The organism is Sphingopyxis sp., assembly GCF_035944815.1.
Lineage (GTDB): Bacteria > Pseudomonadota > Alphaproteobacteria > Sphingomonadales > Sphingomonadaceae > Sphingopyxis.
The window spans coordinates 319,473-340,608 of record NZ_DASZAU010000004.1 but is presented as its reverse complement, the minus strand read 5'-3'; the positions used below and the strand labels follow the sequence as shown (position 1 = coordinate 340,608).

Sequence of the window (21,136 nt, the reverse complement as noted above, 5' to 3'; positions counted from 1 at the left end):
GCCGCCCGCGGTTTTTTCCTTCAGACGGCGGGTCGCCGCGCGTAGATGCCAAAGGCGGCGATGACCGCGTAGCAGAGCGCCGGCAGCAACAGCGCCGTTGCAAGGCTGCCCGTGCCGTCGGCGATAGCGCCGGTTGCCAGCGGAACGACCGCGCCGCCGAAGATAGCGACATTGATGATCCCCGATCCGTCGGCAGCGCGGCTGCCGAGCTTTTCAGACGCAAGGCTGAAGATCGTCGGGAACATGATCGCGTTCATCAGGCCGATCGCGAGCAGGCTGTAGCCCGAAACCACGCCGGTCGTGTTGGTCGAGATCAGGATCAGCGTGATCGCACCGGCCGCGACCGCGGCGAGCAGTTTGCCGGGGCTGACGAGGCGCATCAGGCCCGATCCGATGAAGCGGCCGACCATCGCGCCGCCCCAGTATAGACCGATCAGCTTACCGGCAGCCTGCTCCTGCAGCCCCATCACGCCGGGCTGCATCAGATAGTTGACGATCAGCGAACCGATCGACACCTCGGCACCGACATAAAGGAATATGCAGAGCGCACCAAAGCCGAAGCGCGGGCGCTTCAACAGGTCGAAGCCGGCGAGACCGGCGCTCGCTTCATGCTTTTCGCCCTGAAGTCGATTGCGGAACATCCATACCGCCCCGGCAACGACCGCCAGCGCGACCGCAATGGCCAGATAGCCATGGACGATCGCCTGGCTTTCGGCGGTGCGATAGGCGTCGAGTTCGGCACCCGACAGCTGGTCGGCGCTGACGCTCGCAAGGCTGCCGAGGATCAGCATCGATCCGACGATGGGAAAGATAGTCGTACCCAGCGAATTGAATGCCTGTGCAAAGGTCAGGCGGCTGTGCGCAGTCTCGGGCTTGCCGAGCAGCGAGATCAGCGGGTTGGCGACGACCTGAACGATCACGACCCCGCTTGCCAGCACGAAAAGCGCAAGCAGGAACAGGCCGTAAACCGCCTGCTGCGACGCCGGGATGAACAGCAGGCAGCCGACGAGCATCGTCAGCAGCCCGGCAACCGCGCCGCGCATATAGCCGATCTTCTTGACCAGCTTGGCGCCCGGAATGCCGATCACCAGATAGGCGGTGAAAAAGCAGAACTGGATCAGCATCGCCTGCGTGTAATTGAGCGTGAAAAGCTCTTTCAGCTTCGGGATCAGCACGTCGTTCAGCGACGTGATCCCCCCGAAAATGAAGAAAAGTCCCATCACGAACAGGCGCAGTTCGGGCGCGTCGACATGCGCCCCCTGCCCCTCGCCGGCGGACGGCGCGCCGCCCGACGTCATATCTGGCGCTAATGCCATAGTCTCTCTCCCCGACCTGTCTCAGGCTAACCCGGCTAAGGTCTTGTCACTTTACTGCGGGCGGGCAAGGCAGATTTTCGCCGACCGCCTGCACATTCGTATTCAGCAGCGTCGCGGCAAAGCCCTTGTCCGCGGTAACGCTCAGCGCATAGTCGAGCTTTTGCAGGTTCGCGCCCGCGTCGGCGAAGCAGCGCAGCGGAATGCGGAACGAACTCACCTGCCCCTTCGGCGCTGCCTTGACCCAGTCCGACACATCGAAGGCCTTGCCGCCGAGCGCCACCTGCACCGGGCCGGTGCCGAGCGCATCGACGCGCCATTCGACGCGCAGGGCGAAGCTGTTGTTGAGCTGGCGCGTCAGGTCGGCATAGGGCCCCGAAAGGTGGAACGACGCCGGGCCGGTCCAGACGAAGCTCTTGCCGTCTTCCTGCGCCTTGACGTCGACCGAGCGCGCGGCAAGCAGCCCGCCCGGGCTCGTCACCGGGCCGGACTCGACCGGGCGCGCGCCGCCGGTGTCGGTGACCGTCAGCGCCCAAGGCGCGCGCGCGCGGCCGCCCGAGAAGAAATTCTCGACGTTCAGCGCCGCTGCGATGTCGACACCCAGTTCTTCGGACAATTGCGGGACAGTTGTGTTCGCGCCATATTTCAAGCCATATCCCACGGCGAACTGGGGCTTTTCGACCGGCGATCGCGCGTCGGCCGGCCAGGCGAAGGGCAAGGTGCCGGTAAAGCCGCGTGCCGTCTTCCCATCCTTGCCCGCAACGAGCACGTCGGCGACGCCGGCGCCCTGCGACCCCGGCAACCAGCCCGCGACGAACGCATCGGCGGCGTTAATTTCGGGATTGGTGAACATCGGACGCCCCGACAGGAACAGCGCCACCACCGGAATGCCGGCGGCCTTCAGCTTCTTGAGCGTCGCAAGATCGGTTGCCTCGGTCGGCTGGTAATCGAGCGTCGCGACATCGCCCTGGAATTCGGCATAGGGCGCCTCGCCGAACACGACGATCGCGACGTCGGGCTTTTCCTTATACACCCCGCCATCGGACAGCGTCGCGACGCCGCCCGCATCGCGGACCGACTTGTCGAGCGCTTCCCAGATCGTCTGGCCGTTCGGGAAGTCCGATCGCACGACATCGGTCCCCTGCCAGCTGATCGTCCAGCCGCCCGACTGGATCGCCATGCTGTCGGCGGCGGGTCCGGTGACGAGCACGCGCGCGCCGGGCTTGATCGGCAGGACGCTGCCGTTATTCTTGAGCAGGACCAGCGACTTGGCGACCGCTTCGCGCGCGACGGCGAGATGTTCGGGGGTTCCGATCGCCTTGACGACGCTGCGGTCGACATGGCCCTCGGGGAACAGGCCGAGCTTGTATTTGACGCGGAGGATACGCCGTACCGCGTCGTCGAGGCGCGCGGCGCTTATCGTGCCGTCCTTCGCCTGTTTCAGCGTCGTCTCGTACAGCCCCTTCCAGCTGTCGGGCGCCATGAACATGTCGAGCCCGGCGTTGATCGACTGCGCGCAATCGGTGACGCTGCAGCCCGCAACCTGCCCATGGCCGTTCCAGTCGCCGACGACGAAGCCGGCAAAGCCCATCCTGTCCTTGAGCGCGTCGGTCAGCAGCCCCTTGTTGCCGTGGTGCTTGATGCCCTGCCAGCTCGAAAAGCTGGCCATCACGGTCAGCGCGCCGGCGTCGATCGCGGCGGGATAGCCCATCGCGTGCTTCGCGATCAGTTCCTTTTCGTCGACCCGCGCGTCGCCCTGATCCTTGCCCTCGAACGTCCCCCCGTCGGCAAGGAAATGCTTGGCGGTCGCGGCGACATGTTGCGCACCGACAGTCTTGCCGGCGACGAGCGGCCCCTGCAGCCCGATCACCATCGCCTTCGCATAGTCGGCGATCAGCTTCGGATCGGACGCATAGCCTTCATAGCTGCGGCCCCAACGCAGATCCTGCGGCACCGCGAGCGTCGGTGCAAAGGTCCATTCGATGCCGCTTCCCGCAATCTCGGCCGCGGTCACCGCGCCGATACGCTGGATCAGCTCCGGATCGCGCGCCGCGCCAAGCCCGATATTGTGCGGGAACAGCGTCGCGCCCGGGATATTGTTATGGCCGTGGACGGCGTCGACGCCGAAGATGATCGGAATGGCGACGCCGTTCGCCTGCGGCTTCATCGACACGGCGCGAAAATCGCCGACGAGCTTGGCCCAGTCGGCCGCGCTCGACCGTTCATTGCCGTTCGGACCGCTGTTGCCGCCCGCAAGGATCGACCCCAGCGGATAGGTTTCGAGATCCTTCGGCGTGATCGTGCTGATGTCGGCCTGCACCAGCTGGCCGACCTTTTGTTCGATCGTCATCTTGCTTATCAGCGCATCGATCCGCGCTTCGGTTTTGGCGTCCGAAATCGCCGCCGGGCTTTTCGCTGTCGGCCAGAGTTCGGGATGGACTTTCGCCGCCTCGGTTCCGGTGGTTTGCGCGGTCGCGGTCGCGGTTCCTGCCAGAAGCAGCGCAGTCGCCATACCCATTGCCTGTCGGCGCATCGTCTCTCCCATCCCTCTAAATGTGAACGTTATCAAAAATCATTCGCATAGTGGCCCGGTGAAAGCAAGGAATGTTTCAGCCGATATCAGCGAAGACGCGGCATCGTCGCGAGCAGCAGCACCGCAATGGCCGAAAGCGCCGCGAGGAGCAGGAACAGGGCATCGAAGCCGAAACCGGGGACGAGCGAGATCGTCAGCCATGGCATGATGAGCGACGGCACCGTGTTGGTGAGGTTGAAGACGCCAAGGTCGCGGCCGCGCCGGTCCGACCGCGGCAGGATACGCAGCGTCTGTCCACTATGCAGCGACAGGAACACCGTCGTCGCGATGCCGAACACGAGATAGCTCGCCTTTGCGGCATCGAGCCCGGTCGCCAGCGCCATGCCGACCATTCCGAGGCTCGATACGGCGGCCGCGACGACGAGCGGCAGGAACGGCCGGTCGTTGCGGTCGGCCCAGCGGCCGCTCGCCAGCGCGATCGGGATCGCGATCGTCAGCGCCATGCCGAACAATCGCGCCTTTTCATTGTCGTGCATCGTGGGATCGATCGAACGGAACCAGAAATAGAGATAGGCGAACAGCGCCGCCTCGGCGATCTGGACGAGCAGGCGCGCCAGCCACATGCGGACCGCCGGGTCCGCCGGATGCAGCCGCCGCTTGACCGCCGCAGACACGAGCGGCTTCGCGATCAGTTCGGGGAAGGCGCGCGGACGGCCGAACAGCAGGACCGGCAGCACGGCGCTTGCGACGAGCAAGGCGATGACCATGAGCCGCTGATCCGCCGACACCAGCCCCGGCCAGGTGACAAGCCATCCCGACCAGCCGCCCAGCGCGGGCGAAAAGGCGAGGAGCCCGCCGAGCAGCCCCTTCTGCGCGTCGGGAACAAGGTCGCCCGCCCAGGCTGCCAGCGGCCCGAGCATCATGTTGAGCGTGAGTTGCCAGGCGACGATCATCGCGACGAGTGACCAGATATCGTGCGCCAGCGGAACCGCCAGCAGCAAGGCGATCGTCAGCACCAGCCCGGCCAGGATCCAGCCGCGCCGATTGGCGGTGCGATCGCTGAGCCAGCCGAAGGCGATGCCGCCGACACTCGCCGCGATCGCGCCGAAAAAGGTGATATATCCCAGCGTCTGCACGTCCGCCGATCCCGCGAGCTGGGTCATCCGGCCGGGCAGCCAGATGGTCAGGAAGGGGACATAGGCGATCGCCCCGCCCGCCGACGCAAGCGCGTAGAGCAGGAGAAAAGCGAGGGATTGGCGGCGCGGAAGCTCGGCGTCAGCCATGGACGGCGACGGGCGGTGCGGCGGTCGATCCGCGCTCGACAAGGCCGCCCTGCACCCGCGTCGGTTCGGTCGGGCGCGGCGCGCCACGCTGCGCCGCGATGATCAGTTCGACCGCGCGCGACGCGGTTTCGGCGACCGGCTGGTCGATCGCGGTCAGCGCGGGCTGGGTGAAGCGCACGATCGGGGTATTGTCGAAACTGACGATCGACAATTGGCCGGGGACGTCGAGGCCCAGTTCGCGCGCGACCTCGAGCGTCGCGAGCGCCATCTGGTCGCTGCTCGCAATGATCGCGGTCGGCGGGTTGGCGCTGCCCAGCAGGTGCCGGGCGGCGGCGGCGCCCGAAGCATAGGTGAAATCGCCTTCGGCCAGCAGCCCGTCGGTCGGCAGGTTCGCGGCCACCATTTCGGCTTCCCACCCGTCGACGCGCCAGCGGCTCAAACTATATTCGGGCGATCCGGGAATGAAGCCGATCCGCTCGTGCCCCAGATCGATCAGGTGGCGCGTAGCGCGGCGTCCCGACCCTTCGTCGTCCATCGTCAGCGCGATCCCCGCCGCGCCGCCGCGCGACCCGATGCGCGCAAAGGGAATTTTCTGCTGGTCGAGCAGGCCGACGATCAGCGGATTGTCCGAATGCGGCGGGGTCAGGATGACGCCGTCGGGTTGCAGGGCGGCGATCGCCGCGCGCAGTTCGCGTTCGACATGGTCGTTATGCGTGTCGACGAGCTCGAAGATCATCCGATAGCCATATTCGGCGCATTTCAGCATGCCTCCGAGCAGCATCTGGTCGACCCAGTCGACCCCCTGCCGGCCGCGCCAGTCGGCGATCGTGCGTTCGCGGTCGTTGATCGCGAGGATCAGATAGGAGCGCGACCCGCTCATCCGCTGCGCCGCGATCGACGGCACATAGCCGAGCTTGTCGATCGACGCCTGGACGCGTTCCTTCATCTCGGGCCGGACGTTCGGCTCGTCGTTGATGACGCGGCTCACCGTCTGCAGCGACACGCCCGCGTCGGCTGCAACATGCTTGATCGTAACCGACTGTCGCCGACGCCCCATTATTGTTTCTGGCCCCCCGTCTCGCCGCAATCGCTAACGCCATCGTCGCCACATTGCCAGACGCGAACCCAGTCGACTTCCATAATTTTCGGGTATCCGCGTTCATCGACGCCTTTCAGACCGCGCCCTTCGGCCAGCCCGCCGCCGACCGCAAGGTTCAGTATCAGGTGAAAGGGACGATCGAACGGCGCGGCGGGATCGCTCGAACCGCTCGTCGACCAGTCGCCCGCGACGCGCGCGGCATAGGGTTGGCCATCGACCGTCCAGACGATCCTGCCCTTTTGCCAGACGATGCCGAAGATGTGGAAATCGTCGATCGTCCCGGGCAAGGCGGTCTCGTCGCCCTTATGCTTGTTCGCGGGCCACGGCCCGCCGAAATGCAGCGTGCCGAGAATGCGGTTCTCGATGCCGCCGGCGCAGCTGTCGCACGGCACACCCAGGTTGACCGCTTCCAATATGTCGATCTCGCCCGACGCCGCCCATGTGCCGTAACGGCTGTCTTCGGGCAGCATCCAGATCGCCGGCCATGTCCCCTGCCCCTGCGGCAGCTTCGCCCGCACTTCGATCTTGCCATAGGTCCACGCCGCCTTGCCGCGCGTGACGAGGCGGGCCGAGGTGAAGTCGCGCGTCGCCTGTGCATCGGCCTTTCCCGCTTCGCCGCGCTGCGACAGTGGAAAGGCGGGTCCGGTCGCTTTCTCCTTACGCGCGGTGATGACCAGCTTGCCATCCTCGACCGCCGCATTGCGATCGGTATAGCATTGGCGTTCATTGTTGCCGCCGCCCCAGCAATCGACCTCGAAGTCCCATTTGCTGTGGTCGATCGCGGGTTTGTCGAACTCATCCGACCAGACGAGCCGCCAACCGTCGCGGGCGGGCGACGCCGCTACCGCATCGCCGGGGCCAAGCGCGGCCGCGAACATCAGGAACGCCGCGCGGCGCGTCATGCGGCCTGCGGTTCCTCTGCGCCGCAATAACGGGCGACATAGGCCTGATGCTGGGGCAGCGTCGCCACCGTCTGGGCGATATTGTCACGGATCGACTGGAACAGGCGTTCGACCTCGTCATCGCGTAATTTTGCGGCGATCGGGTGATAGCTTTGCGGCTCGATCCCCTGCCCCATCATCACCTGCACCCAGCTGTTCTCCGCGAACAATTCCTCATTCTTGCGGAAGACGCGGCCGGTTTCACGGAACAATTCGATTTTCTGCTCCAACGAATCCGGGATCGGCATGGTCGCAACATGACGCCAGAAGGGGCTGTCGCGGCGATTGGTCGCCTTGTAATGCAGCACGACGAAGTCGCGGATCTGCTCGATATCGGTGCGCTGCTGGTCGTTGAATTCCTGCGCATCGCGCTCGCTGACGCGGCCATTCGGCATCAGACGGATGAAGCGCAGCACCGCGCGCTGGATCAGGTGGACCGTCGTTGCTTCGAGCGGCTCGACAAAGCCCCCCGCCAGCCCGACGGCGACGCAGTTGCGGAACCATTGCTTGCGCCGCACGCCGCCCTTGAACTTGATGTCGAACGGTTCGATCAGCGGTTCGCCGACGCTGCTCATCAAGCGGTCATAGGCTTCGTCGCGAGACAGGTAGCCGCTCGAATAAACGATCCCCGCGCCCATTCGGTGCTGGAGCGGGATACGCCATTGCCAGCCGGCGTCGTGCGCGATCGCCTGCGTATAGGGCATTGGCGGACCGAGATGTTTCGACTGCACCGCGATCGCGCTGTCGTTGGGCAGCCAGTGGCTCCAGTCCTCGAACCCCGCGTGGAGCGCACCGTCGATCAAAAGCCCTCGAAAACCGGTGCAGTCGACAAACATGTCGCCTTCGATCCGCCGGTCGCCATCGAGATGCAGCGCGGCGATATCGCCGCTTTCGCTGTTCAGTTCGACGCGCGCGATCTTGCCTTCGACGCGCGTGCATCCGTCCGCCTCGGCCAGCTTGCGCAGGAAGCGGCCGTAGAGCGTCGCATCGACATGATAGGCATAATTCATGCGGTCTTCGGGAAGGTGCGCGAATTTGCCCTGCATCCCGGCAACCAGTTCGAGGCAATAATCGCTGTACGGCTGTTCGTGTCCCCGTTCGCGCGCGTTCAGCCAGAAATGCTGGAAACCGGCGGACCAGTGATCCTTACCCGACAGGCCGAAACTGTGGAAATAGCTGTCGCCGTCATGCTTCCAATTGTCGAACAGGATGCCGAGTTTGAAGGTCGCCTGCGTCGCGCGCATGAATTCGGGTTCGGGAATGCCGAGGATGCGGTTGAAATTGACGAGCGGCGGGATCGTCGATTCCCCGACGCCGATGGTGCCGATCTGTTCGGATTCGACGAGCGTCAGGTCGACCGTCTCGCCCATCGTGCGCGCGATTGCCGCCGCCATCATCCAGCCGGCGGTGCCGCCGCCTGCGATGACGACGCGCTGGACCGGTTTCTTGTCGCTCATTTGCTCAAAGCCCTCAGCAAGAAGGCGCGCAGCCGCCCCGCCGTCTCGGATGTAAGCGGGGCGAGGATGCTGCGCGCGGTTTCGGGAATATGGTTGGTGACGCTGGCGTCGTTGTCGAAGACATAATGGTCGAATTGCTCGCGCCAGATCGCTTTGTCCTCGGGCGGCAGGTCGCGGATCGCAAGGATCGCATGGTTGAGCGCCGCCTGCGGCTGGCCGAGCCACTCGGGGGTTCGGCGCCACCAATAGTTCACCAATATGTTGAAGCCTGCGAGCCCCTCGACATGGTGCCACCACATCGAGGGGATGAAGATCGCATCCCCGGGTTCGAGCTCGACGGTCAGCGCCTCGGCCATCGCATCGACGAAACGCGGATGCGCGGCAAGGTCGGGCGCGTCGAAATCGACCATGCTGACGACGCGCCCCGCCGGCGTATTGTCGATCGGCCCCAGATAGAGGTTGCGGAAGGCACCCGGCGGAAACAGCGTAAAGCGGCGGCGCCCCGCCGCACAGCACGCCAGATTGTCGGGAAAATCATTGTGCGCGGCGATCTTTGTGCGTGTGCCGATCCAGATGCTTTTCAGCGGATCACGGTCGCCGAGGTCGACCCCGTTCGCTTCGTCGAGGCCGTCGAAATGCGAAGGAATATCGATCGAGGCGAGATAGACGGTCCGCTTCTCACCCTGCTCTTCGGCGCTATCGATGCCGCCGAAAATGTCGGCGAGCCGCCCCGTCCCGATCCGGAAATTCATTTCCATTTCGGCATCGTAGAACAAGCGTCCGTCATGGCCAGGCGGGCCGATCGACACCTTGAACGGCCGTTCGCGCGCATGATCGAGCAGATAGCGCCGTGCGTCGCGCGCAGACCGCCGGCCCGCTGCGACGAGCGGCCAGTCGGCGACAAGGCCGCGCAGGACAAAGGGCTCGCGCGCGCCTTCCAGCAACGCGTCGAGCCCCGCCCCCTTATCCCATCCGCGTTCCGGCACCCGCGCCAGACGCGTGTAAAAGGCACTGCCTTCTTCAGCCACCGGCAAGCCGCCGGTTTTTGCGGGCGACGAGCACCGAAAGCTGCGACAGCGACGCGAGCGCCATGAACATAGGCATCAGGTGCCCTGCCGCATGGAGGCTACCCAGCGCTTCGCCATCGAGCGCGCGAAGCTTCGCTTCGTCGATGATGTGAAAACCCACGAGCGAGTGGATCGATCCGTCGTCGAGCGTCACCTCGAGGCTGAATGGTTCGAGCAGTTCATAGGCCAAGAGTGCATCGTAAAAGGCCTTACTCTCGCGATAGCCTTCGTCGAGGTCGCCCAGCCGCTCGACGATGTCGTCGAGATAGGGTGTCGCCCGGCCGTCGACGTCGAACAGCCTGATCCCCTCATGATCCGCCGCCGCGATACGCGGATGCGCCATGTCGATATGCACCTGCCCCGGGCCCTCGCCATTTGCCGGGCGGCCGATCAGGAAAGGCTGGATCGCGACCGAAAGCGGCCGGTACCGCGCGTCCCAGCGATCACCTTCGAGGAACAGATTCTCGCCGTTCTGGAAACCGAACATCGCGAGCGCCGAAAATTCCTCGCGTCCCGTTTCGCGGCGGAAGAGGATCGGGAAATGCGCCTGCACGCGGCGGAACTCGCTCGGCACCGTCAGCGTCGCCATGATGTCGTCGCCAAGATCGGCGCCCGCATCGGTGCGAACGCGCAGGTCGCGGTGGCTGTTGTTGTCGAGAACGGCGTGGCTGCTCATCAAGCTCTTTCCTGTCGTGCCGCCGCGACCCCGGGATCGGGACGCAGCGCGTCGAGATAATCGCGATTGGGTGGCAGCGCGGCGGCGAGCGCGCGGGCGCGCTGCCGGTTTTCGGCGAGCTGCGCCGCGGCGCGTTCGCTCGCAGGCATGCCGGCCGGAACCGGGTGCCCCATGCCATAGAGAATATATTGGTGGCTTTCGGCCGAGAAAATCTCGTTCGAACGCGGGAAGTCCCAGACCGAAGGCGGCTGATCGCGCCAGAGCGCGAGCAATTCGGCGAGCCGCGGCGGGAAATGCGCGGGGTCGCGCTGCGCCAGCCAATAGGCGCCATCGCGGCGGCTCAGCGCATAATGGAGCTTGAGGAACTCGACGATACGGTCCCAGCGATAGCGGAAAAGTTCGTTGAAGCGCCCCGCGTGGATCGACAGCGTGTCGCGGCGCGCGGGGAAATTTTCGATCAGCGCGCGCATCGACAATTCGATCATCACGATCGCCGACGCCTCGAGCGGTTCGATGAAGCCCGCCGACAGGCCGACGGCGACGCAATTTCCTTCCCAGAAGCGCGCGCGATGGCCCGTGGGAAAGCTCAGCCGGCGCGCCGGAACCTCGGGCGCATCGGGGAGCACCCGCGCGATATAGTCGCGCAGCACCGCTTCGGCCGCATCGTCATCCATGAAACGGCTGGCATAGACGCAGCCGATTCCCCGGCGCCCGGGCAGGCCGATGTCCCAGATCCAGCCCGCATCGTGCGCGGTCGACACGGTCTGAGACGCGATCGGGCTCCCCGGCGCAACGGGCACCTGCGCCGCCAGCGCGCGGTCGTTGAACAGCACGTCGCTGCGGTCGATCCATTCGACGCCGAGGTGGTTGCCGATGAGCAGCGAGGCGTGGCCGCTGCAATCGATGAACAGGTCGCCCCCGATATCGCCGTTCGCGCGCGTCGCGACCGACGCGATGCCGCCATTCGTATCGCGTTCGACGCCGGTTACATGATCCGAAACATGCCGGACACCGAGCCGCGCCACGGCGTGCGACGACAGGAGCGCCGCGAACTTCCCTGCATCGAGATGATAGGCATAATTGGCCGCGCCCTGGTAATCGGGCATCGACCTTTGCCGTGGCGCGAGATCGAGATCGCAGACATGCGCCTGCGCAGTCATGGCGGCCGCGAACGACAGATCGGGCGCCCCTGCCTGCCAGGCCGCGAGCAATTCGCCCGTCGGTGCCGATGGCGGCGAGGTGAAGGGATGGAGGTAGCGGTCGTCGGCCGCGCCGGTCACCCAGCCATCGAACCGCGACCCCTGTTTGAACGAACCGTCGCATGCGGCGAGGAATTCGCCCTCGCCGATTCCGATCGTCGCCAGCGTCTCGCGCATCGTCGGCCAGGTCCCCTCGCCGACACCGATCGTCGGGATATCGGGCGCCTCGATCAACGTTACCGAAATCCGGCCCGCGGCAGCGTGCCGTGAGCTTGCGAGAAGACAGGCCGCCAGCCAGCCGGCGGTGCCGCCGCCCACGATGACTATCCTCTCGACCGCTTTATTCATTGCCGGCGATCCTATGCCAACCGTCCGTCGCCGTCACGCAAAAGAGCCGCCCCGAAAAGGTGCGGCTCTCCTGCCAGTGCCGGTCGAAGATCCGGTCCAGCCTTTAGAAGCTGAACCTGACCCCTGCCGCGTAGCGGGCAAAGCCCGGCTGCACGAAGGTGACATTATTCTTGTGTCGAAGGTGCCCGCGCCGACCCTCTCCTGTCAGGTTGATCACCTCGGCAAAGGCGGTGAGGCCCGGAATGAACTCATAGCTCGCACTGGCGTCGATCTGCCAATATTCCTCGGTATAGAAGGGGTTAGGCCCCGTTCCCGCAAGGAATTCGTCGCGCCAGTTCCAGGCGACACGCGCCTGAAGCCCGTTCTTGTCGTAGTAAGCGACGGCGTTGGCACTGTCACTCAGCCCGGTTAGCGCGAACTGCGGCACCGAGGACGGCTGCGTATTGTCATATGTCGCATCGCCGTTGACGATCGTATAGTTCAGGATCACGCCGAAACCCGTGTCCCACAGGCTGTGCTGGAGCGCGAACTCCCAACCGTTGATCGATGCCTTCTGGTCATTGTTGATCGGGGTCGTGATCTCGAAATTCACCAATGGATCGCCCGGCGCGGCGTTGATGATATTGCCGGTCACCGTGTCCGGGAAAGTGGTGATGATATACTGGCGAATATCGGCAACCGTCGCGTTCTGCCCGAGCGCCGCAAGCGCGGCATTCCAGCGCGGCCCGCCGATCGGCGTCGTCAGCCCGAACGCATTGGTATCGACCCGCGTCGACGATATGAAGTTGCTCACATCCTTGTGGAAATAGCCGACCGACACATAGCTGTCGCGGCCGTAATACCATTCCGCCGACAGGTCGATGTTCTTCGACTTATAGGGGATCAGGCCCGGGTTGCCCTGCGCGCCCGTGCCGCCGCCGACGCGGAACAGCGTATCGATCGTGCGCCCGCCCTGCATGCTGGCATAGTCCGGACGCGTGATCGTGTGGCTGTACGACGCACGCAGCTTGACGTCCTGCATCGGCGATATGTCGAGGTCGAACGCCGGCAGCCAATTGTCATACGATCCCTTGAACCGCGTGAAGTCGCTGTCGTTCGAAAAGACGACGTTCAGTTCATTATCGCCGACCCAGCGCGTGGTGGTCGGAACCGGCACCAGCGCCGCTGAGGCGATATCGGTCGTCTCGTAGCGAATGCCTGCCCGGAAATGCGCCGGGTTCTGGAACAGGTCGAACACCGTCCCGATTTGCAGATAAGGCGCGAGCGTCTTTTCCGAAATGCGGCGGTCGGTATTGAAATTGGCAAGGCAGGTCCCCGGCTGTGCCGAGCCTGTTGCGGGATTGCTGCACGTCTGGAAATTCTGCTCGACCAGATCCGCCATCCGCTCGAAGTCGAACGTGTAAAAGCTCTGGATCATCCCGTCTCGCGCCAGCCCCGGAAATTTGTCGGGAAGCGTGACGAGCGAGAAGATATCGTCGGGAATGCTCGACGCCGGCCCTGCACCGCCCCAGGTATCGTCGTTCTGGATCGTGCCGAAGGCCGAGCGCACCTTGCTATCGACATAGGACACGCCGAAATCGATGCTGTCGAGGAAACCGCCGTCATGGTCGTACTGGCCACGCAGCTGCACCTGATTGATCCAGTTACGGAAAAAGGCGTTGCGGAAGGCATTGCCCGTCGGAGTGATCAGCGCCGGGTTCAGCGGATCGATACCGGGGTGCATGCCATAGGAAATCACTGGCAGGTCGTTTTCGAAATTGATCGTCTGGTTGGCCACGCCAAAGACGGCGTTGCCCAGCGACATGCTCGATCCGAACCGGTTGACCGGGTTCACTTCCGCCGTCGAATGATGGGCATCGAGTTCGAACGTGACGCCGCCCGGCCCCTTCCATTCGAGGTTGACGCCGAGCGAGTTATTCTCGGCCCGGTTCTCGGTCAGCGCGCCGCTGTACGACAGATCCTTGCCGCCATAGAGGGCATTCGGACCGGGGACACCAGTGGGCGCCGCGAAACGTTCGGTGTAGAAAAGCGGGCCGGCGACGGGGCCGTCGGTCCAGGCGCTCGACGTATCTTCGTGGTTGAACCACACGCCGACATTGCTGTTCCGCGTTTCCACGGTGTTGCGCGAATAAATATAGTCGACCGTCGCGGTGAACGCGTCGCTCGGACGGAATTGCAGCACCGCCTGGCCATTGATGCGTTCGCGATTGATATCATTGAGGTCGTAGGACGCGTTCTGCGGCACCTGATAGACATCCCCGTCGCCGGGGCGATTGGTGATATTGCCGTAACGCGGATTGTTGGGGTTTTCCTCAAGTTCGCCCCAGTTGTTTTCGGCGGTCACCGCCCCGGGATATGCGTCGCGCCAGCCGACATTCGCCGTGTTGGTGCTCGATTTGCGCTTCTGGTACGAACCGGCGATCATGATGCCGATCCGGTCGTCCGCGAAAGTCGTGCTGACGATGCCCGAGATTTCGGGGGTGATCGGCTTCCCTTCATTGCGCGACGTGTCGTACACGCCCTTCACCGACAGGCTGCCGCGCAGCCCCGGATTGTCGAGCGGGCGCGGCGTGCGGATGTTGATCGTCGAACCGATGCCACCCGACTCGATCGTCGCGCGGCCGCTCTTGTAGACTTCGACGCCAGCGATACCTTCGGACGCAAGATTGGCGAAGTCGAACGAGCGTGACGACGGCGCGCTGCCGCCGTCGCCGATCAATGCGGTCGGGATCTGGCGGCCGTTGACCGTCACGAGGTTGAATTCGGGACCAAAGCCGCGAACCGTGACGAGCGAACCCTCGCCGTTCTGGCGGTCGATCGACACGCCGGTGATACGCTGCAACGATTCGGCCAGGTTGGTGTCGGGGAATTTGCCGATATCCTCGGCGGATATCGCGTCAACGACGCCCTGTGCCTCGCGCTTGATATCGGCGGATGCTGCAAGGCTGGCACGAATACCGGTGACGACAATTTCGTCACCACTCACTTCGCTGTCGACAGGCGCTTCCTGCGCGACCGCCGCCTGCGCCATGCCCATCAAGGACAGCGCCGACGTACCGACCAGAAATTTGGCAAGCCACTGCTTTTGAGACGCCCGCATCCCCATTCCTCCCAAACAGCCGCTCTCTTTTGGTGGCGGCATTCCCGTTATGTGAACGTTATCTAAATGGGAACGTTCTCATTGTCAACGCGCCGAGCGCAGCATTTGGGTCACAATGTTGCGCAATTTTGCGCAGCAAACGTATGCAGCAAAAGCCTGTCGGGCAAAAAGGCGTCAGCGGCTCCAGCGCGCAAAAATTGCGGTAGGAAGCAGCAATCCCCGCGCCTCTTCGCGCACGGCCAGTTCGCCGCACTCGACCGTTCCCGGCAGATCGGCAAAAAGCTGGGCCAGAAGCTCGCCGATCGCGAGCGCCGACATGCGCACCGCATAGACGGTCAGGAACAGCGCGCGGCTGTCCTCATCCAGAAGCTGCCGGCAATCGGCGAGCAAGGGCGCCAGCCCCTCCTCGATCTGCCAGCGCTCGCCCCCCGGCCCGCGCCCGAACTTCGGCGGGTCGAGCAGGATCGCGTCATAGCGCTTTTCGCGCCGCACTTCGCGCGCGGTGAACTTGCCCGCATCGTCGAGAATCCAGCGAACCGGCTTGTCGGCCATACCGGCGAGCGCGGCATTCTCGCGCGCCTGCCCTACCGATTTTTTCGATGCGTCAACATGTGTGACCGACGCGCCTGCGGCCGCCAGCGCCTGGCTGCCCACCCCCGTATAGCCGAACAGGTTCAGAAATGCCGGATCGGCCTTGTCGGCGACTTTCTCGCGCAGCCAGTCCCACACCGGCGCCATGTCGGGAAAAAATCCAAGATGGCGAAAAGGCGTGCACGACGCGGTGAAGCGCGTTTCGCGCCAGCCGAGCGGCCAGCCCTCTTGCGGCACCGGTCTGTTATAATACCAGCGCCCACCGCCATCGTCGTCGGATGCAGGGATGAATTCGCCGTCGGCCGCTTCCCACTCACTGGCGGGGAACGCGGGCGCCCACATCGCCTGCGGCTCGGGCCGGATGAAGCGATATTTTCCATAGCGTTCGAGCTTGCGCCCATTACCGCTGTCGACGAGCCCGTAATCGTCCCACGCCTCACCGACGAGCGTGACGAGGGGAAGAAGTTCAACCACGCGCCGCTTCCGCAAGGACGAACGCCTTCACCGCATCATAGTCGCCGGGCAGGCGCGCATAACGTTCCTCGCGGTCGAAAAGATTGCCGAGCCGCGCGGGTAGCGGCGGGCGTACGCCCGTCGCGCGCTCGACGGCCTCGCGGAACTTCGCCGGATGCGCGGTGGCGAGGGTCACGACCGGAATGTCGGCATCGAGTTCGAGCTGGCGCGCCGCGGCAAGACCGACCGCGCTGTGCGGATCGATCACCTGCCCGCCCTTTTCCTGCGCCCAGCGCAAAGCCAGCGACATGGTATCGCCGTCGATGCTGGCGCTCGAGAAAAGGTCGCGCGCGCCGCCGAGCATGTCGGCCGGAATCGACATCGCGCGGTTCCGGTCGAACTCGCCCATCATGCCGGTGATCGCCGCGCCGTCGCGGCCGGCAAGATCGAACAGCAGCCGTTCGAAATTGCTGCTGACCTGAATATCCATGCTGGGCGTCGCGGTCGGCGTCACCGTACCGGCGCTATAGTCGCCGCTGGTCAGCGCGCGGTGGAGGATATCGTTGACGTTCGTCGCGACGACGAGCCGCGCGACGGGCAGCCCCATCTGCGCCGCGACATAACCCGCGAACACGTCACCGAAATTGCCCGTGGGAACGCTGAACGCAACCGGGCGGTCGGGACCGCCGAGGCGCACGGCGGCATAGAAATAATAGACGACCTGCGCCATCAACCGCGCCCAGTTGATGCTGTTCACCGCCGACAACGTGATCTGGCTCCGCGCTTCCTCGTCGCCGAACAGCCGCTTCACCATCGCCTGCGCGTCGTCGAAGCTGCCGTCGATCGCGATATTATGGACGTTGGGCGCCAGTACCGTCGTCATCTGGCGGCGCTGGACGTCGCTGACGCGGCCTTCGGGATGGAGCATGAAGATGCGGATATGCTCGCGTCCCGCGACCGCCTCGATCGCCGCCGAGCCGGTGTCGCCCGAGGTCGCGCCGACGATGGTGATGTCGGTGTCGCCGCCGGACAGGAATTTTTCGAACAGTTGGCCGAGCAATTGCAGCGCCACATCCTTGAACGCGAGCGTCGGGCCGTGGAACAGTTCGAGCAGCCAGTGGCGATGATCGAGCTGGACGAGCGGCGTCACCGCATCGTGGCTGAAGCGGCCATAGGCAGCGCGGCACAGGGTCCGCAGCTCGTCCTCGGACAGCACGCCCGCGACGAAGGGGCGCATGACGCGCACTGCGGTTTCGGCATAGTCGAGCCCCGCGAGCGCGCGAATTTCGTCGGCCGACATCTGCGGCCATTTCGCCGGGACATACAGACCGCCATCGCTGGCAAGGCCGGCAAGCGTCGCGGCACGAAAGTCGAGGGTCGGCGCGGAGCCGCGGGTGCTGATATATTCCATGACGGACACAGCGCCTAGCGGCGCGTCGTCACGGCTGCAAGCGGCGGCGGACCGCCAGCGCATAGATAATCAACGCCACGATCGCGAAGAAGAACCATTGGAACGCATAAGCGAGGTGATTGTTCGGCGTATCGTCGGCCGACGGCACCGCGCTGGCACGCAATCCCGCCACCGGCTGATCGGCGATCAGCATCGCACGCGCCGGCGTCGCCTTGCCCATCGCGCGCTCCATCACCGTGGGCTGCTCGGGCCCCGGAACGATCGTCCCCTGCACCGTTCCGCCGCTCCATTTGGGCGGATCGAAATCGTCGCCGATCCCGACATCGACGAGCACGCCCGGCCCTTCGGCGCCGGTCCGGCAGTCGGCGATCATGCGGATGCCCGACTTGCCCTTGCTGTCGGTGCCGCTGCGCGGATCCCAGCGCACGGGTTCGAGGCAGACAACACTGCTCTTGCGATAGAGGAAATTGTCCTCGACCGGCGGCACCATCGGATAGGCGACCATCGACGACATCGCCATATTGCGCTGATAGAGCGCGATGAGCGCTTCCTTCTCGCTCTTGCGCTGGAGCTGCCAGACGCCGAGCGCGATCATCACCGCAACCGCGACGAGGACGAGGATCGTCGGGATCAGCGGCCAGCGCCGCGCGGGCTGTTGGGCGGGTTCAGTCATTCTTATCCACCTTGCGGCCTTCCGCCGCCTGACGCTGATGTTCGCTAGCCAGCAGCGCGCCCTTTCCGACGCGCAGGCCATAGACGACAGCGGCGGCGGTGAGCGGCACCCACAGGATGACATGCACCCACAAGGGCGGCCGCACCACGGCATCGAGCGTCAACGCGATCGCGATCAGCAACGCGCCGATGATCAGCGTCAGAAAGGCCGCGGGCCCGTCGCCGACATTGTAACGGCCATAGTCGAGCCCGCAGTTGTTGCAGGTTGCGCGGAACTTCACCGGTCCGTCGAACAAGGTTTTTGCCCCGCATTCGGGGCAAAGACCAAAAAGGGCAGCCCGCCAGACCGGCGGCTGCCCCTTTTGAATATTATCGCCGGTCGGCAATTTAGTGCGCAGCGATCGGCGCGCCCCAGCCGCCCCAGACATAGACGATGATGAAGAGGAACAGCCACACGACGTCGACGAAGTGCCAGTACCAGGCGGCGGCTTCGAAACCGAAATGCTGCTGCGGCGTGAAGTGGCCCTTATAGGTACGAACGAGGCAGACGATCAGGAAGATCGTGCCGACGAGCACGTGGAAACCGTGGAAGCCGGTCGCCATGTAGAAAGCCGAGCTGTAGTTGCTCTGCCCGAAGCCCCACGGCGCGTGCATATATTCATAGGCCTGGATCATCGAGAAGACCGCGCCGAGAATGATCGTCAGCCACAGGCCCTTCTTCAGGCCTTCGCGGTCGCCGTGGATCAGCGCATGATGCGCCCAGGTGATGGTAGTGCCCGAGCAAAGCAGGATCAGCGTATTGAGCAGCGGCAGCGAGAAGGGATCGATGACTTCGATGCCCTTCGGCGGCCACATGGTGATCGCCGCGGCGCCGTCCTGGCCGAACAGCGAGGTGACCGCGCCTTCGGCATATTCGATCGGAACCGGGAAGAGCGAGAAGTCGAACCAGGCCCAGAACCAGCCGACGAAAAACATCACTTCGGACGCGATGAACAGGATCATCCCGTAGCGCAGGTGGAGCTGGACAACCGGAGTGTGGTCGCCGGCATGGGCTTCGTTGATGACATCCGACCACCAGCTGAAGAAGGTGGCGATCACGCCCATGAAGCCGAGGCCGAGGACCCACTTGCCGACGCCGCCGAAATAATCGGCGTGCATCGTCATGACGAGCCCGAAGAACATCACGCACGCAGCGACCGAGCCGATCAGCGGCCAGACGCTGGGATTTACGAGGTGGTAGTCATGATGTTTCGCACCGGACATGGCGTGTTTCCCGTTTTTAGCAGCCCCGACATGACGATTCCCCATCGTCCGCCGGCCCTTGTTTAGACTCTTGTTCGCGGCCTTAGCTCGCCTTTTTACCCTCGTCTACAGGGTGGAAGGTGTAACTAAGCGTGATTTCCTGCACGTCGCGCGCGTCGGGATCATCCATGATCTTGGGATCGACGAAGAACAATACCGGCATGCGCATCTGCTGCCCCGGCTCCAGCCGTTGCTGGGTGAAGCAGAAGCACTGGATCTTGGTAAAATATTTGCCCGCCTGATCGGGCGTGACGTTGAAGCTGGCGGTCCCGACGACGGGGTGCGCCGAAGCATTCTCGGCGATGAAGATCGCCATGTCGCGCGCACCGATGCTGACCGTATCGGTCGGATGCTCGGGATAGAATTTCCACGGCAGGTTCGGCGACACATTGGCGTCGAAGCGGACCGAGATCGTCTGGCTCAGCACCTCCGGCTCGGCGGCCGCCGCCACCGGATCGTAACGCTGCGTCGTGCCGCCGAAACCGGTGACACGGCAGAAAAGGTCGTAGAGCGGCACCGCCGCAAAGCCGAGGCCCGTCATGGCCAGCGCGATCATCGCGGCGAAGCTCGCGGTCCTCGCGTTCGGCGACATGCGCCCGATGACCGGAAAGGACGTCATGCGAATATCTGCATCTTGGCGATGGTGATGAAGAAGAAGAGGATCGCGAGCGCCCCGAGCATCCACGCCATCAGATTGGCGCGGCTGCGCTGGCGGCGGCGATATTCTGCTTCATCGAAGGGCTCTTGGGTCGGTTTGTCGGTCATAGCGGCCACCAATGATCGGCGACGACGGCGCCGAAAAGAATGAAGAGATAGGCGATCGAATAGGCGAAAAGCCGCTTTTCGGGCTGCATCAGATCACCCTCGCCCGTCGTGCGTGTGCCGACCTGGATCGACAGCAGCACGAACACGGCCGACAGGACGATGGCGGTCCAGCCATAGAGCGCACCGGTGTAGCCGAGCGGCCACGGCGCAATCGCACCCGCCGCCATGATGATGGCGTAAAACAGGATCTGGCGCCGCGTCGATTTCTCGCCCGCAACCACCGGCATCATCGGAATGCCGGCCGCGGCATAGTCCGAGCGCACGAACAGCGCGAGTGCCCAGAAATGCGGCGGCGTCCACAGGAAGATGAGCAGGAACAGCAGCACCGGCAGCGGCGCGATCGAACCCGTTGCCGCGACCCAGCCGATCAGCGGCGGAAAGGCGCCCGCCGCACCGCCGATGACGATATTCTGCGGCGTCCGCGGCTTCAGCCACATCGTGTAGACGAAGACATAGAAAAGGATCGAGACGAGCAACAGCAGCGTCGCCTGCCAGTTCGACGCGAACAGCATCAGGAACAGCGAAAAGGCCGCCAGCCCGACGCCGAACTGCAATGCGGTCTGCGGATCGAGGCGCCCGGCGGGAAGCGGTCGGCCCGCGGTCCGCTTCATCTTCGCGTCGAGCCCCGCCTCATACCATTGGTTGAGCGCGCCCGAAGCCCCTGCCCCCAGCGCGATCGCGAGGATCGAGGAGAAAGCCAGCACCGGCGGTACGCTGACCGGCGCCGCGAGCAGCCCGCAGAGCGCGGTGAACACCACCAGCGACATGACGCGCGGCTTCGTCAGCGCGAACAGGTCGCGCCAATCGGCGGGTAGTGCCGTTTCGCCGTGGGTCAGGCTCTGCGCCATGGTCACTCCAGCCATCAG

At 64.5% G+C, this 21,136-nt stretch carries 18 protein-coding genes; all 18 read right to left on the bottom strand.

Annotated features, from left to right (window positions below):
- Nucleotides 1-20: 20 nt before the first annotated feature.
- The 18 genes from VGU00_RS06900 to VGU00_RS06815 all read right to left on the bottom strand — a co-directional run bounded on the left by VGU00_RS06900 (nt 21) and on the right by VGU00_RS06815 (nt 21,133).
- The gene (locus VGU00_RS06900) at nt 21-1,316 is read right to left on the bottom strand and encodes a sugar MFS transporter (protein WP_414713510.1); all 1,296 of its coding nucleotides are present in this window, start codon (nt 1,314-1,316) and stop codon (nt 21-23) included.
- Between the two features lie 46 nt (nt 1,317-1,362).
- Nucleotides 1,363-3,846, bottom strand: coding sequence for a glycoside hydrolase family 3 protein (locus VGU00_RS06895; protein WP_327466834.1), 2,484 nt, complete (start codon nt 3,844-3,846; stop codon nt 1,363-1,365).
- Nucleotides 3,847-3,932: 86 nt separating this feature from the next.
- Nucleotides 3,933-5,129 carry an MFS transporter gene (locus VGU00_RS06890; RefSeq protein ID WP_327466832.1) on the bottom strand — a complete coding sequence of 399 codons (1,197 nt, stop codon included), beginning with the start codon at nt 5,127-5,129 and terminating at the stop codon, nt 3,933-3,935.
- The gene (locus tag VGU00_RS06885; RefSeq protein WP_327466830.1) at nt 5,122-6,186 is read right to left on the bottom strand and encodes a LacI family DNA-binding transcriptional regulator; all 1,065 of its coding nucleotides are present in this window, start codon (nt 6,184-6,186) and stop codon (nt 5,122-5,124) included. Before VGU00_RS06885 ends, VGU00_RS06890 begins: the two co-directional genes overlap by 8 nt.
- A complete protein-coding gene (locus tag VGU00_RS06880) occupies nt 6,186-7,130 on the bottom strand; it encodes a glycoside hydrolase family 16 protein (protein WP_327466828.1) in 945 nt (314 codons plus the stop codon). Before VGU00_RS06880 ends, VGU00_RS06885 begins: the two co-directional genes overlap by 1 nt.
- Nucleotides 7,127-8,626, bottom strand: a complete 1,500-nt coding sequence (locus VGU00_RS06875; RefSeq protein WP_327466826.1) for a tryptophan halogenase family protein — start codon at nt 8,624-8,626, stop codon at nt 7,127-7,129. The genes VGU00_RS06880 and VGU00_RS06875 overlap by 4 nt, the downstream gene beginning before the upstream one ends.
- Entirely contained in the window at nt 8,623-9,654 is a 1,032-nt protein-coding gene (locus VGU00_RS06870) for a cupin-like domain-containing protein (protein WP_414713509.1), read from the bottom strand. The genes VGU00_RS06875 and VGU00_RS06870 overlap by 4 nt, the downstream gene beginning before the upstream one ends.
- Entirely contained in the window at nt 9,647-10,369 is a 723-nt protein-coding gene (locus VGU00_RS06865) for a SapC family protein (protein WP_327466824.1), read from the bottom strand. The genes VGU00_RS06870 and VGU00_RS06865 overlap by 8 nt, the downstream gene beginning before the upstream one ends.
- A complete protein-coding gene (locus VGU00_RS06860) occupies nt 10,369-11,916 on the bottom strand; it encodes a tryptophan halogenase family protein (protein WP_327466822.1) in 1,548 nt (515 codons plus the stop codon). Before VGU00_RS06860 ends, VGU00_RS06865 begins: the two co-directional genes overlap by 1 nt.
- 103 nt (nt 11,917-12,019) lie before the next feature.
- Nucleotides 12,020-15,016, bottom strand: a complete 2,997-nt coding sequence (locus VGU00_RS06855; protein WP_327466820.1) for a TonB-dependent receptor — start codon at nt 15,014-15,016, stop codon at nt 12,020-12,022.
- 174 nt (nt 15,017-15,190) lie between these two features.
- Nucleotides 15,191-16,081, bottom strand: coding sequence for a class I SAM-dependent methyltransferase (locus VGU00_RS06850; RefSeq protein ID WP_327466818.1), 891 nt, complete (start codon nt 16,079-16,081; stop codon nt 15,191-15,193).
- On the bottom strand, nt 16,074-17,471 hold the full coding sequence (thrC, locus tag VGU00_RS06845) for a threonine synthase (RefSeq protein WP_327466816.1): 1,398 nt from the start codon (nt 17,469-17,471) through the stop codon (nt 16,074-16,076). The genes VGU00_RS06850 and thrC overlap by 8 nt, the downstream gene beginning before the upstream one ends.
- Nucleotides 17,472-17,499: 28 nt before the next feature.
- Nucleotides 17,500-18,144 (bottom strand): SURF1 family protein, encoded by a 645-nt coding sequence (locus VGU00_RS06840; protein ID WP_327466814.1) that lies wholly within the window; start codon nt 18,142-18,144, stop codon nt 17,500-17,502.
- The gene (locus tag VGU00_RS06835) at nt 18,137-18,571 is read right to left on the bottom strand and encodes a DUF983 domain-containing protein (RefSeq protein ID WP_414713508.1); all 435 of its coding nucleotides are present in this window, start codon (nt 18,569-18,571) and stop codon (nt 18,137-18,139) included. The genes VGU00_RS06840 and VGU00_RS06835 overlap by 8 nt, the downstream gene beginning before the upstream one ends.
- Nucleotides 18,531-19,406 (bottom strand): cytochrome c oxidase subunit 3, encoded by an 876-nt coding sequence (locus tag VGU00_RS06830; protein ID WP_327466812.1) that lies wholly within the window; start codon nt 19,404-19,406, stop codon nt 18,531-18,533. Before VGU00_RS06830 ends, VGU00_RS06835 begins: the two co-directional genes overlap by 41 nt.
- 82 nt (nt 19,407-19,488) lie before the next feature.
- Nucleotides 19,489-20,064, bottom strand: a complete 576-nt coding sequence (locus tag VGU00_RS06825; RefSeq protein WP_327466810.1) for a cytochrome c oxidase assembly protein — start codon at nt 20,062-20,064, stop codon at nt 19,489-19,491.
- Nucleotides 20,061-20,210 (bottom strand): hypothetical protein, encoded by a 150-nt coding sequence (locus VGU00_RS06820; protein ID WP_327466808.1) that lies wholly within the window; start codon nt 20,208-20,210, stop codon nt 20,061-20,063. The genes VGU00_RS06825 and VGU00_RS06820 overlap by 4 nt, the downstream gene beginning before the upstream one ends.
- Entirely contained in the window at nt 20,207-21,133 is a 927-nt protein-coding gene (locus tag VGU00_RS06815) for a heme o synthase (RefSeq protein ID WP_327466806.1), read from the bottom strand. The genes VGU00_RS06820 and VGU00_RS06815 overlap by 4 nt, the downstream gene beginning before the upstream one ends.
- Nucleotides 21,134-21,136: the final 3 nt, after the last annotated feature.

Excerpts from the sequence above, each read along its gene's own strand:
- VGU00_RS06900 (WP_414713510.1), bottom strand. The coding sequence starts at position 1,316 with ATGGCATTAGCGCCAGATATGACGTCGGGCGGCGCGCCGTCCGCCGGC.
- VGU00_RS06895 (WP_327466834.1), bottom strand. The coding sequence starts at position 3,846 with ATGCGCCGACAGGCAATGGGTATGGCGACTGCGCTGCTTCTGGCAGGA.
- VGU00_RS06890 (WP_327466832.1), bottom strand. The coding sequence starts at position 5,129 with ATGGCTGACGCCGAGCTTCCGCGCCGCCAATCCCTCGCTTTTCTCCTG.
- VGU00_RS06885 (WP_327466830.1), bottom strand. The coding sequence starts at position 6,186 with ATGGGGCGTCGGCGACAGTCGGTTACGATCAAGCATGTTGCAGCCGAC.
- VGU00_RS06880 (WP_327466828.1), bottom strand. The coding sequence starts at position 7,130 with ATGACGCGCCGCGCGGCGTTCCTGATGTTCGCGGCCGCGCTTGGCCCC.
- VGU00_RS06875 (WP_327466826.1), bottom strand. The coding sequence starts at position 8,626 with ATGAGCGACAAGAAACCGGTCCAGCGCGTCGTCATCGCAGGCGGCGGC.
- VGU00_RS06865 (WP_327466824.1), bottom strand. The coding sequence starts at position 10,369 with ATGAGCAGCCACGCCGTTCTCGACAACAACAGCCACCGCGACCTGCGC.
- VGU00_RS06860 (WP_327466822.1), bottom strand. The coding sequence starts at position 11,916 with ATGAATAAAGCGGTCGAGAGGATAGTCATCGTGGGCGGCGGCACCGCC.
- VGU00_RS06855 (WP_327466820.1), bottom strand. The coding sequence starts at position 15,016 with ATGCGGGCGTCTCAAAAGCAGTGGCTTGCCAAATTTCTGGTCGGTACG.
- thrC (WP_327466816.1), bottom strand. The coding sequence starts at position 17,471 with ATGGAATATATCAGCACCCGCGGCTCCGCGCCGACCCTCGACTTTCGT.
- VGU00_RS06840 (WP_327466814.1), bottom strand. The coding sequence starts at position 18,144 with ATGACTGAACCCGCCCAACAGCCCGCGCGGCGCTGGCCGCTGATCCCG.
- VGU00_RS06835 (WP_414713508.1), bottom strand. The coding sequence starts at position 18,571 with ATGTCTGGGGCGGCTGGGGCGCGCCGATCGCTGCGCACTAAATTGCCG.
- VGU00_RS06830 (WP_327466812.1), bottom strand. The coding sequence starts at position 19,406 with ATGTCCGGTGCGAAACATCATGACTACCACCTCGTAAATCCCAGCGTC.
- VGU00_RS06825 (WP_327466810.1), bottom strand. The coding sequence starts at position 20,064 with ATGACGTCCTTTCCGGTCATCGGGCGCATGTCGCCGAACGCGAGGACC.
- VGU00_RS06820 (WP_327466808.1), bottom strand. The coding sequence starts at position 20,210 with ATGACCGACAAACCGACCCAAGAGCCCTTCGATGAAGCAGAATATCGC.
- VGU00_RS06815 (WP_327466806.1), bottom strand. The coding sequence starts at position 21,133 with ATGGCTGGAGTGACCATGGCGCAGAGCCTGACCCACGGCGAAACGGCA.